This window comes from Microbacterium sp. H6 (genome assembly GCF_003314775.1).
Classification (GTDB): domain Bacteria; phylum Actinomycetota; class Actinomycetes; order Actinomycetales; family Microbacteriaceae; genus Microbacterium; species Microbacterium oxydans.
The window spans coordinates 43,921-55,914 of record NZ_QOAY01000032.1; the positions used below are offsets into that span (position 1 = coordinate 43,921).

Genomic DNA, 11,994 nt, shown 5'->3' on the forward strand with positions numbered 1-11,994 from the left:
CATCCCGACGGCGCCGTGGCGACCAGACCGCCAACCAGCCCGACCGCTGCCTCGGCGTGGTCGGGATCGACGACGCTCGCGAGCTGATCCAGAACAACGCGTAGCCGAGCACCCATGGCCCCAGGCTATCCTCGCCATGCCGCTCCCCCGCGGAGCACACAGCCGGAGACGCGCGAATGTCAGCGTTCGCACAGTTTCCGCCCACCACGGCAGCAGAGGTTCGTGCTTGAATGCTCGAGTGAGCGATGGTCGACTTCCCGTCCGACGCCGATGGATCGGGTGGACCGTCGGCGTTCTTCTGTCCCTTCTGGTCGTCGCGATCGGCTGGGTCGCCATCCGAGGGTTCGGCGCGGTGAGCGATCTTCAGCAGGTGGCCAAAGGCAGCGCGCAGCTGAAGGCGGCGATCGCGGCCGGTGACCTCGACGCAGCCAAGCCCCTCGCCAGGAGCATCGCGCACAATGCGGACTCCGCGCACGACCTCACCTCCGACCCGGTCTGGCACGCGTTCGGAGCACTGCCATGGGTCGGCCCCAACTTCAGTGCCGTCAGCGACATCGCCGAGATCGCCGACGACGTGTCATCCGACGCGCTGACGCCGCTCCTCGACGTGGCGGCGGACTTCGATCTGGCGAGCCTCGGCTTCACCGGCGGCTCCATCGACCTCGCACCGTTCGCAGAGATCGCAGGCCCCCTGGGAACCGCCGAGACCGCGCTCACGGCCGCGCAGCAGCAGGCACGTCGCATCGACGCCGATGCGACGCTCCCCCCGCTCGCCGATGCCATCCGCACGATGCGTTCCTCCGTCACCGAAGCCGCGACGGTGGTCGGCTCGCTGCACGGTGCTGCCGTGCTGCTGCCGACCATGCTCGGCGGCGAAGGCCCTCGTACCTACGTGCTCGCGATGCAGAACAATGCGGAACTGCGCTCCTCGGGGGGAATCATCGGGGCGATCGCGCTGCTGCACGCCGAGAACGGAAGGATCACCCTCCAGACTCAGGCATCGACTCGCGACTTCCCCCCGCTCGACACGGCCCTGCCGCTCAGCGACTCGACGACCGCCCTGTTCGAGGACCGTCCAGGTCGCTATCTGCAGAACATCACGAGCATCCCGGACTTCCGCGAAGCAGGTGCCGCGATCGCCACCCGGTGGCAGGGCCGATTCGGCGGAACCGTCGACGGTGTCGTCGCCGTCGACGCGGTCGTGGCGAAGCACCTGCTCGCTGCCACCGGCGACCTCACGTTCGGACCTTTCACCGCGAGCTCCGACAACGTCACCGACATCCTTCTCTCGCAGATCTACGCCGCAGTCCCCGACCCCGCGGTGCAGGATGAGATCTTCGCGCAGGCCGCAGGGGCGTTGTTCGGCGCTGCGCTCTCCGGCGCAGAGCCACGAGCTCTGCTGGGAGCACTCGCGGACTCCGCGGCGGAAGGACGCATCCGCATCTGGAGTGCTCACGAAGATGAGGAGGCCGTGCTCGCCGACTCCGACCTCGGCGGCACGATCCCCGCGGACACCGGCGATGCGACCTACGTCGGCGTGCTGATGAACGACACGACCGGCGGGAAGATGGACTACTACACCAGGGCGTCCCTCTCGACGTCGGTCGGCACCTGCCAGGGCCAGCCGACGACCCAGGTGCGCGTGACGTGGACCAACACCGCGCCCGCCGACGCCGCCACCTCGCTGCCCACCTACGTCACGGCCGACGGCTTCTATGGGGTGCCCGCCGGCGCGGTGCGGACCCTGATCGCCGTGTACGGCCCGGAAGGAGCGACGCCTTCGCACATCGATCGCGACGGAGCGGAAGAGGGCGTTCAGACCGCGATGATCGGCGACCGCTCGGCGGTTCAGCACGAGGTGTCACTCGCGCCTGGCGAGTCGACGACGATCACCGTCGAGTTCCAGGGCACGGGTGCAGGGCAGAGACTCACCGAGGTGCTGCACACCCCCCTCATCGACACCCCCGAGACGACACGGGAACCGCTGCGATGCGCTTCGTGACTTTCGCCACCCGATAGGGTATCGTCGACTCACTGGGGAATATCTGGCGTCTGTCATCCTGCCGTGGGGGCAGGAAGACGCCACGCAGTTGGATGCAGGGGTGTGTCCAAAGGCGATTCCGCGTGAAATTCTGGGGAGAAATCATGCTGAAGAAACTGGCTGCCATCAGCCTTGCCGCCGGCGCGCTCGTTTTCGTCGCGCCAACCGTGGCCACCGCTGCGCCGACTGCACCTGTCGCGTCGTCCGATTCCTATCCGACGCCTCCCGGCGCCAAGGTCGGCGACCCCATCATCGACATCTGCGAAGCGTCGACGATCGTGTTTGGTCCCGGCTACTTCGTTCCGTCCGAGAACGTCAACGTGGCGGTGTCCGGCTACAACGCCGCGAAGGCGGCGATCTCGGGCAACACCGCTGCCGCTGACGGGAGCATGACGCTCACGTTCCGCCCGCCGTCCGACGGCGAAGGCTCCTACGCGGTCGCCTTCAACGGCTCGCGCTCGTACACCGCGACCATCACCGTGTCGCACGGACACGATGCCGCGGCCAGCTGCGACCACGATCCCGGCGTCGCGGCTGCGGGCTCCGAGCTTCCCCTCACCGGGGGCGGCATCGAGCTGGCCCTGACCGGTGGAGACGTGTCGCCGTGGATCCTCGGCGGCGGAGCAGCAGCTCTGGTGGCCGGCGGAGCCCTCGTCGCAGTGGGAGCCTCGCGCCGCAAGCGCGCGTAGGTCCGGCTGCCGCCTCGTGCGGTGGTCGACTGGACGACGGTGATCCCTCCCCCTCCGATCACCGTCGTCTGGTGCATCCGGCGGAAAATCGCCGGAAGCCCACGGCTGTCCTCCTCCGGGAGGCGGTCGTGGGCTTTGTCGCGCGTGCGCTCAGGAGCGCCGGTGCCGACGGTGCCCGGGTACACGGCTTCGCCCTGGCCGTCGTGGGAAGTCCAGCACGCCTCGCCCGGGACTCTCGATCAGGGCTCGGGCGTCGGCGTCGCCGTCGGGGGGTGCAGCTTCTGCTGGATCATGTCGCGGATGAACGCGTAGTCCGGCTGGTGCTCGTCGACGCCAGAATCGGGCGTGAGCTCGATCGTGGTGACCGGCTGCTCCTTCGCCTTCAGCATCAGGTCGAAGAACTCGGGCAGCTTGTCGGAGGGAAGGTCGGTGCTGATCAACGCCGTACCCGCCGCTGCCACTTCGTTGAAACGTGTGAGCACCGTCTGCGGGGTGAACTGCGCGAGAATGGCCGCCTGCAGTTCCCGCTGACGCTTCATCCGATCCCAGTCGCTGGTGGTGTACCGCGAGCGGGCGTACCACTGCGCCGTGTCGCCATCCATGCGCTGCTTGCCGGGCTCGATCCACCCGATGGCCCACTCGTTCACATCGCTGCCCGTCCACCCCTCGGGCGGACCGCCCTTGGGCAGGCGCTCCGTGACGTTGATCTCGACCCCACCCAGCGCGTCGACGAGCTCAGCGAACCCGTGCATGTCGACGAACACGTAGTACGGGATCTCGATCCCGAGGACTCCCTCTGCGGCGTCCTTGGTGGCCTCGATGCCCGGTTCCGAGCCGTTGGCGACGGCGTCGGGGTAGAGCCCCTTGCCGCCGTCCTCCCGGCAGACCTCAGCGGCGTTGCGTACGTGGTTCATCCACCCGTTCCAACCGCAGGTCGAGGAGCCATGCCCCTCGAAACCGTCGGGATACAGCTCCTGCATCGGGCTGCCGTCGCTGAACGGTGCGTTCGGGAGTTCTCGCGGGATGCCGGTGATCGTCACGGCACCGGTGTCGGCATTCACCGAGACCACAGAGATGCTGTCGAAGCGCATCGAGTCACGGCCGTCGCCGCTGTCCGCTCCGAGGAGGAGGATATTGTAATAGCCGTCGCTGGGCGCGACGCTGGGGCCGCTCTGACCGAAGATCGATCCGATGGTGTTGCGGACGGACCCCACGGCCGTGGCCGCATAAGCTGCCCCGCCGCCCACGAGTCCCAGGAGGACCAGCGCGACGACCGGGATGGCGAGCCGGGACAGGGTGGGCAGCTTGACGAGCCTCACCATGCGCAACGTGTCGAACGTCAGCACCGCCCAGAGCACGACGTAGCCGACGAGCAGCGCCTGCACGAGTGTCAGGACCACGGTGGAGAAGAATCCCCCACCGATCGTGAGCCACAGCAGGACGGGACGGGCGAACAGGGCGAGCGCCACCGTGGCGATCGCGAGGAACCAGGCGAGCAGGGTGGCGCCGAGCCCGAATCGACCGAGTCGCCGATTGCCCGCGACGACCTGCGCCGAGCCCGGCACCAGGAGGTTCATCACGAGCAGCCACCAGCCGCGCTTGGTCATCACGCCGGGGTCGGCGGAGTCCGGGTGCCGTAGCGGCCGGGTCTCGATGAGCGGGCGCTGTGATGCGCGCGGAGGCGCAAGGGTCACAGCGAGCCCTTCAACCGTTCGTTCTTCTCCTCGACCTGCGCCTCGAGGTCGCGGGCATACTGCTCGACGCGATCCGCGAGCGCGACATCCGAGGTCCCGAGGATGCGTGCGGCGAGCAGACCGGCGTTGCGGGCTCCGCCGATGGACACCGTCGCCACCGGGATGCCTGCGGGCATCTGCACGATGGACAGGAGCGAGTCCATGCCGTCGAGGAAGGCGAGCGGCACCGGCACTCCCACCACGGGTAGCGGCGTCATCGAAGCGAGCATCCCGGGAAGGTGAGCAGCTCCCCCGGCACCGGCGATGATGACGCGGATGCCGCGGGAGCGTGCGTCGCGCGCGTACGACATGAGCTTGTCGGGGGTCCGGTGCGCCGACACCACCTCGACCTCGTGCGGTACTCCGAAGTCCGTGAGGGCCTGAGATGCGTCGCTCATCACGCGCCAGTCGGAGTCGGATCCCATCACGACGCCGACGAGAGGTGCGGCGGAGGAGTGCAGTGGCTCAGTCACCAGATCAGGGTACGGTCTGGTGCTGTGAGATTCCCCGAACGGCACACCTCTGATCCCGCATGTTTCCGGGAGTCGGCCCTGCCGGTCGCTGATCAATCGAAGTGGGCGGCGACGGCTCGCGCGACGTAGACCGCATCGTCGAGGTCCGCATCAGCGACGTTCACGTGACCGACCTTGCGGCCGGGCCTCGGAGCCTTCCCGTACGTGTGGATCTTCGCCTGCGGGTGCTCAGCCATCGCCGCACCGAACCGCTCCTCGATGGTGCCCTCAGCCGGTCCCCCGAGGATGTTCACCATGACGGACCAGGGCGCCCGCGGTGCAGTGCTGCCGAGCGGAAGGTCGGCGACTGCGCGCAGGTGCTGTTCGAACTGGCCGGTGACGGCACCGTCCTGGCTCCAGTGCCCGCTGTTGTGCGGACGCATCGCGAGCTCGTTCACGAGGATTCGCTCGTCCTCGGTCTCGAACAGTTCTACCGCGAGCATCCCGGTCACCCCCAGCCCCTCGGCGATGGCGCGGCCGATCCCCTCGGCGACCTCCGCGAGTCGTTCCGTCGCAGCGGGAGCCGGAGCGATGACCTCGGCGCACACGCCATCACGCTGCACCGTCTCGACCACCGGATACGCGACCATCTCGCCACCGGCGCGACGCGCGACCTGCTGCGCGAGCTCACGCACGAACGGGACGAGTTCCTCGACGAGGAGCGCGTCACCTTCGGCGAGCGCCACCAGCCAGTCCTGCGCCTCCGCGGCCGCACGCACGACGCGCACACCCTTGCCGTCGTACCCGCCGCGTGGCGTCTTCACTACACCGGCGCCTCCGTGCTCGTCCAAGAAGGCTTGGAGTTCGGGCTCCGTGCGCACCACAGCCCATTCGGGCTGAGGCACTCCGAGTTCCGCGAGGCGCCTGCGCATCACGATCTTGTCCTGGGCGTACTGCAGCGCGTCTGGTCCGGGGTGGACGACCACACCGCCGTCGACCAGCTGACGAAGGACATCCTGCGGAACGTGCTCGTGGTCGAAGGTGACGACGTCGACATCGGCCGCGAATGCGCGCACGGTCTCCAGATCGCGATAGTCGCCGACGGCCGTGGCCGCGAGCCCGGCGGACATCCCCTCATCCTCGGCGAGCACTCGCAGATCGAGTCCGAGCTCGACCGCCGGAGCGATCATCATCCGTGCCAGCTGTCCTCCGCCGATCACGCCCACACGCAGCGCCATGTGCCGCCTCCATTCGTCCTTCCCATTCTCGCTCACCGATCATGGCGCGCACGACAGGTTGCGGATATGGCGGCGCGATGGTGCAGCTCTACTGTGCACCTGTACGGTGCACCCGCCGCGGTCGACTCGCGGTTCAGTCGCCGACGGCCTGTGCGTCGCGATGGGCGAGGATCTGCCCGACCTCGATCTGATCTGCGAGCGTCTCGTGCACGAGGGTCACGTTGGGGACGTTGGGCAGTCGGAGGGGAGCATCGACACCGTTCGAGAGGATGATGGTTCCCGAGCCCCACAGGCGCTGCAGCGGACCGCGACGCACGGCGATGGTGTAGCCGCGCGCATGAGACATCTCATGACGACTCCGGGCTCCGAGCCCCTGACGAGCGATGACCCGTCTGGTGGTGACCGTGGTGGTCCGGGAGTACCAGATGATGAACGGCAGCACGACGGCGAAGAGCACCAACGCCCCGGCGGCGGCGAGGAGCATCCAGTCCTCGAAGCCCTCCGGCAGGTTGCCGAAGAAGTAGCCCGTGGCCCCGAACGCCGCGATGAGCACGACGGCAGACCAGAACAGACGCCGCGCGTGGCTCCGGAAGCGCGCGATCAGCAACTCCTCCGAAGGCGTTCCGGGCGGCGGCATCAGAGGCCGTCCACCGAGCGTCACAGGCTGGGTCACCCCACCATTGTGCCTGTGATCTGCGACAAAGCCGTCTGTGCGACGGCGTGTCAGCTTCCGGCAGGCCGCACGTGCACGACGTCACCGGCCGAGACAGCATGTTCCCGGCCGTCCGACACGACGAGAAGACGGCCTTCCGCGTCGATCGACGACGCCACGCCCTCCAGTACCGCTCCGGCAGGCATCGACACCCGCACCGCCTGTCCGATGGTCGCGCACAGCGCCGAGACGACACCGTGCAGACCGCTCGCGACCGCGTCCTCCGAAGCGGTGAGCGCGACCAGATGGCGGTCGAGCGTCTCCAGGTACACCGACAGCAGCAGGTCCTCGTCCACGGCAGCGCCCAGCGCGGCGAACGACGTCGCGGTGGGCAGAGGAAGCTGCTCGCGTGTCATCTCCGTGTTGACCCCGGCACCCACCACCACCGCGTCCGCGGTCGCCTCCGCGAGGATGCCGCAGATCTTGTGCGCGTCGACGAGCACATCGTTCGGCCACTTCATGGAGACGTCGTGACCGGGAAGCTGCGCGTCGATCGCCTTCACCATCGCGGCGCCGGCGGCGAGTGGAATCCACCCGCGTGCCGTGGGCTCCGCCGGCAGTGTCCGCAACAGCACCGAGACGGCGAGCGCCGAGCCGGCTGGAGCGACCCAGGTGCGGTCGAGACGGCCACGTCCGGCACGCTGATCGCGGGTCACCAGAGTCGCCAGGTGCGGCCACCCCTCGACCTCAGCAGCGTGCGCCCGCAGGTCGGCGTTCGTGGAACCGGTGTGATCCACCTGCACGAAGCGGGGCACGATCGCGCTCGACAGCGGGAACCGCATGCTCAGGCGTCCTCGTCTTCGGCTTCTTCGTCGTCATCGTCCTCGTCGTCACGGACGCTCCCGACCTCGCGGGAATGCCAGTGCTCCCACTCCTGCATCAGGCGTTCGACAGCGGCATGGAACTTCGCCGTCGCCACCCCCTGCGTGGTGTCGCCGAAGTAGTGCTGCACCCACATCCGGAGTCGGGCGATCGCCGCCTCGTCGGCCCGGACCCTCTCGACCTCCGCCACGATATCGTCGGCGCCCTCGACGGTGAGCCACTCGCAGTCCGACAGGTAGCCCTGCGTGTCAATCGACGCCTGCTCGTCGGCCGGCCGGGTGATCATGAGGGGCTTCCCCGCCGCGAGCCTGTCGTAGACCATGGCGGAGATGTCGACGATCGCGACATCGGCGGCCGTGAGCTGCCAGCCGAGTTCGGGGGCCGCGTCGTAGACGTGATGAGCGGTAGCGTCGGCGGCGTTCGCAGCCTCGATGGCCGCCACGATGCGCCGATGCGCCGCACCGTACTCCTCGTCGACCACCCCGCTGCGCGGGTGGGGACGGTAGATCACGCGGTGCGCGCCGGTCGCCAGCAATCGGTTCACGAGGCTCTCGCCGTGCGAGGCGATGGAGCCGTAGTGGGCACTGGGACGATCGCCCTCCCACGTGGGGGCGTATAGCACGACGGTGCGCTCGTCCGGCGTGTACGGAAGGGTCCCGGAGTAGTGATCCGCCTGCGGACGGCCGATCTCGATCGTGCGCCGGTCGACGTCGTAATCCCACAGTGTGCGTGAGAGCCGATCCCGCGCAGCCTGACCGGCGACGAAGGCATAGTCGTACGCCTTGTACTGGTTCGTCGTCATGTACATCTTGTCGGACTCGCCGTGATTGATGAAGACGTGCCAGCGCCGTCCGTAGCGGAACATCTGGAAGTTGCGGGTGTTCTGGTTCACGTAGAGCACGACACGGATGTCCTGCGTCGCGATGAAGCGCTCCAGATCACGCACTGTCGGCACGAACGCCACCGGTGGCGAGTCCTCCTCGAGCAGCTTCTCGGCCCCGGTCGCCTGCCGGGAGAGCACCACGACGGGCCAGCGCTTCGAGAGCTCGATGAGCGGGCGGTACCACTGGCGCATCTGGTACATGTTCACGGCGCCGTCGGCGAAGTAGACCGCGACCTTGAAGTGACCGGCGGGAAGCGGTTCCTGCTCCGCGAGGTGCCGCCGCACGCGCTGCACCGCCGAGCGTGACGCGAGCGCCCGCTTCAGCAGACGGTATGCCTTCTTCGCGTCAGACAGTGCACCCATCCCTCCAGGATAGTTCGTCCTGATCGTGCCCACCGGCGTAGGTCGCCGCGTCCAGCTGACCGAGGAGCGCCGTTCCCGCGCCCCTCAGGGAACGTCCGTCGGCGCCGTGCCATGATCGTCATGTGTCCGCATCCGAATTCCCCGCTCCCCCTTCCGGGGTGTCCTTCGTGATGCCGGTGCTCAACGAGCGCGCCTACCTCGAGCATGCGATCGCCTCGGTGCTCGCGCAGGACGTCGATGCGCCGACGGAGCTGGTGCTCGCGCTGGGACCGTCGACGGACGGCACCACAGAGCTCGCACGCCGACTCGCCGAAGCAGATGACCGGATCCGGTTGGTCGAAAACCCCGCCGCGCACATCCCGGTGGGCCTGAACGCCGCCATCCTCGCGAGTCGCTATGACACGATCGTGCGCGTCGACGCGCACTCCGAGCTCTCCCCCGGCTACGCCGCCCGCGCGATGGAGACCCTGGAGCGGACCGGGTCGGCGAATGTCGGCGGGGTGATGCACGCCGAAGGGCGCACCCCGTTCCAGAAGGCGGTCGCGCGGCTCTACAACTCCCCGGTCGGACTCGGCGGCGGCGCCTACCACGGGAGCGCGCACGAAGGTGAGGCGCAGTCGGCCTACCTCGGTGTGATGCGACGCGAGGTGCTCGACGAGGTCGGCCTGTTCGACGAGTCGATCCGACGAGGCGAGGACTGGGAACTCAACCTGAGGATCCGTCAGGCCGGACACCGCGTGTGGTTCGACCCCGCCCTCTCTGTGACCTACTGGCCACGGGAGAGCTGGCTGCGCCTGGCTCGACAGTTCCGGGCGACAGGCGCCTGGAGGGGTGAGCTCGTACGCCGATTCGGCAGGAGCAACGGAATCCGCTACTTCGCTCCCCCGGCGCTGGTCGTGGTCATCGCTCTCGCGGTCGTCCTCGCTGTGCTGCAGGTGACGGGGGTGCTCGCCGGAGCAGCCTCCCTCGTCGCGTCGATCCTCGTCTACGGACCGCTCGCGCTGTACCTTCTTCTCGTCCTCGGGGTCGCTCTCGCACCAGGCGGCGGCGGCTTCCGCCAACGACTCTGGACGATCCTGGTGCTCCCGACCATGCACGTCTCGTGGGGACTGGGCTTCCTCGGCGGGGTCCTGCGCGGCGCCCGCGACACCGTGGATGCCTCGCGTCTCGGCACCCGCAACACGCCTCTTCCCTGAGCCGGCGGCAGACACCAGCCCACACCACCGGCGCTATCAGCGCGTGACGAACCCCAGATCGAGGATCCGGTCGACCACGCGCTCGGCGGCGTGACCGTCGTCGCGCGAGTTGAACTGCCTCCGCCAGGCGGCGTACCGCGCCGCGTAGACGGCCTCGTGCCCTGAATCGGCGAGAGCGGCGGTGAGCTCCTCCTGCGTGCGCACGAGCGGCCCTGGTGCCCTCTCGGCGAGATCGAAGTAGAAGCCCCGCAGCTGTCCGCGGTAGTGATCGATATCGGGAACCAGGAAGTACATGGGCTTGCCGGTCACGCTGAAGTCGAACATGACAGAGGAGTAGTCGGTGATCAGTGCGTCGGCGGCGAGGAGCAGCCGCGCGGTCTCCGGGTACCCGGTCACGTCGATGACACGCGCACCTGCGCGGTCCCGCCCCTGCTCCAGGGTGCGCGAGTGCCCGCGGACGAGGACAACGGCGTCGGCCTCGCGTGCCAGCAGCTCAGCGTCGATGAAGTCCACCATCTCCGCGCGGTCGTCCCGCCACGTCGGCGCGTAGAGGAGCACACGCTCATCCGCCCCGATACCCAACGATGCGCGGACCGCGACGGGATCCCCCGTGGTGAGCGCGTCGTTCCGCGGGTAGCCCTCCACCCAGATCGGGCGTCCGAAGAAGGCGTAGGCCTTGCGGAGGATGCGTTCGGAATAGGTGTTCTGCGCCAGCAGGACGTCCCAACGCCGTGACTCCTTCACGACGGCGGCCATGCGCCGCGGGTCGAAGCCGGGGCGGTGCAGGGCCAGTCGCTTGAGCGGCGTGCCGTGCCATGTCTGGAGCACCTTCTGTCCCGGCTTGCGTGCGAAACGTCGGCGCAGCCAGTCGTTCACCACGAGCAGCCGCGCCGCCCCGCGAGCGTGCCACCACTGCGGACTGCCCTCGACGACGGCGATCGCTCCTTCCGGGACCTCGACGGAGAGGTCGACGACGCTCCAGTACCGGCGCACCTCTGGAGCACGCGCCGCGAGTTCGCGATCGATGGCTCGCGGGTTGCAGCCGACGCTGCGGCCGTAGAAGCTCTCGAAGAACACCGCGTTCTCGGTTCCGCCCGCCTGCGCGACGTAACGCTCCTCCAGGGTCGAGCGGCCTTCCGCGGTCTCGTAGACCGGGTCGATCGGAGCGGCGATGCGGACTGTGCCTGCGTTCACGGCGACGCGGACCCCGGTGAGCACCGTGGACGGCAGCTGCAGCTCATCCAGATCGACGCCGGGGATGCGCAGCTCGTATGCTCCGGTCGGCAGCGGGAGGGACGGGCCGCCCCACCGCGACGCCTGCAGAGGGAAGGTCGCCTTCCAGGTTCTCCCTCCGCCGGTGAGGCGGGCATCGACCTGCGCTCGCGGACCCACCAGCTCTGCCGCTTCCGGTCGCTGACCGGTCCCTTCGATGATCAGGGCCTCCGCCGCGTCATCGATGCGGGCCGTTGTCATACTGCTCCCTTCGGCGCGGGTATCCCCCGCGCGCGGATGACCTGGTACACACGCTCGGTGTTCCGTCCGTCCCGATATGCATGCATCTCCGCGCTGAGCGTAGCGGAACGCTCGGACGCCGCGTCACGCACGGCATCATCGCCGAGGAGCGCGTCGAGCTGCATCAGCAACTGCGTCCAGTCGGAGGCCGCATCGGGCCCCGCGACGTCCTCGAACCGGCCGTAGAACCCGCGGGTGCGGCCGTACTCCTCCGCATCAGGAGCCAGGAAGAGCACGGGCATCCGCAGCAGACCGACGTCGTACGCGAGCGAGGAGTAGTCGGTGATGAGCACGTCGACCGCGGGAAGCACGGGGGTCGCGTCCGCCAGCAGAGAGGAGCCGAGCGCGCGCAC

Annotated in this window: 11 protein-coding genes; 3 read left to right on the plus strand and 8 right to left on the minus strand. The window is 68.7% G+C overall.

From position 1 onward, the window contains the following. The first annotated feature begins 238 nt into the window (after positions 1-238). The gene (locus tag DSP71_RS01645) at positions 239-2,002 is read left to right on the plus strand and encodes a DUF4012 domain-containing protein (RefSeq protein WP_113680201.1); all 1,764 of its coding nucleotides are present in this window, start codon (positions 239-241) and stop codon (positions 2,000-2,002) included. 143 nt (positions 2,003-2,145) lie between these two features. Then, on the plus strand, positions 2,146-2,730 hold the full coding sequence (locus DSP71_RS01650; protein ID WP_046749531.1) for a hypothetical protein: 585 nt from the start codon (positions 2,146-2,148) through the stop codon (positions 2,728-2,730). Between the two features lie 239 nt (positions 2,731-2,969). Here the strand turns inward: DSP71_RS01650 and DSP71_RS01655 are convergent, their stop codons facing one another. From DSP71_RS01655 to DSP71_RS01680, 6 genes are all read right to left on the minus strand, one after another. Next, positions 2,970-4,424 (minus strand): LCP family protein, encoded by a 1,455-nt coding sequence (locus tag DSP71_RS01655; protein WP_113680202.1) that lies wholly within the window; start codon positions 4,422-4,424, stop codon positions 2,970-2,972. Next, the gene (gene purE / locus DSP71_RS01660) at positions 4,421-4,888 is read right to left on the minus strand and encodes a 5-(carboxyamino)imidazole ribonucleotide mutase (RefSeq protein WP_046749831.1); all 468 of its coding nucleotides are present in this window, start codon (positions 4,886-4,888) and stop codon (positions 4,421-4,423) included. Before purE ends, DSP71_RS01655 begins: the two co-directional genes overlap by 4 nt. 140 nt (positions 4,889-5,028) lie before the next feature. Then, positions 5,029-6,153: a 5-(carboxyamino)imidazole ribonucleotide synthase gene (locus tag DSP71_RS01665; protein ID WP_113680203.1), complete on the minus strand. Its 1,125-nt coding sequence runs from the start codon at positions 6,151-6,153 to the stop codon at positions 5,029-5,031. 133 nt (positions 6,154-6,286) lie between these two features. Further along, the gene (locus DSP71_RS01670) at positions 6,287-6,790 is read right to left on the minus strand and encodes a PH domain-containing protein (protein ID WP_046749535.1); all 504 of its coding nucleotides are present in this window, start codon (positions 6,788-6,790) and stop codon (positions 6,287-6,289) included. Positions 6,791-6,876: 86 nt separating this feature from the next. Next, positions 6,877-7,647: a biotin--[acetyl-CoA-carboxylase] ligase gene (locus DSP71_RS01675; protein WP_113680204.1), complete on the minus strand. Its 771-nt coding sequence runs from the start codon at positions 7,645-7,647 to the stop codon at positions 6,877-6,879. Between the two features lie 2 nt (positions 7,648-7,649). Further along, a complete protein-coding gene (locus DSP71_RS01680) occupies positions 7,650-8,933 on the minus strand; it encodes a CDP-glycerol glycerophosphotransferase family protein (protein ID WP_058631844.1) in 1,284 nt (427 codons plus the stop codon). Between the two features lie 122 nt (positions 8,934-9,055). Between DSP71_RS01680 and DSP71_RS01685 the strand changes: the two genes are divergently transcribed. Then, the gene (locus DSP71_RS01685) at positions 9,056-10,129 is read left to right on the plus strand and encodes a glycosyltransferase family 2 protein (protein WP_258546206.1); all 1,074 of its coding nucleotides are present in this window, start codon (positions 9,056-9,058) and stop codon (positions 10,127-10,129) included. 36 nt (positions 10,130-10,165) lie between these two features. Here DSP71_RS01685 and DSP71_RS01690 read toward each other — a convergent pair whose 3' ends face one another. Continuing rightward, entirely contained in the window at positions 10,166-11,602 is a 1,437-nt protein-coding gene (locus DSP71_RS01690; protein WP_058631843.1) for a CDP-glycerol glycerophosphotransferase family protein, read from the minus strand. Continuing rightward, positions 11,599-11,994 (minus strand): CDP-glycerol glycerophosphotransferase family protein (locus DSP71_RS22920; protein ID WP_258546207.1); only part of this gene is annotated, 396 nt, incomplete at its 5' end. The genes DSP71_RS01690 and DSP71_RS22920, both read right to left, overlap by 4 nt.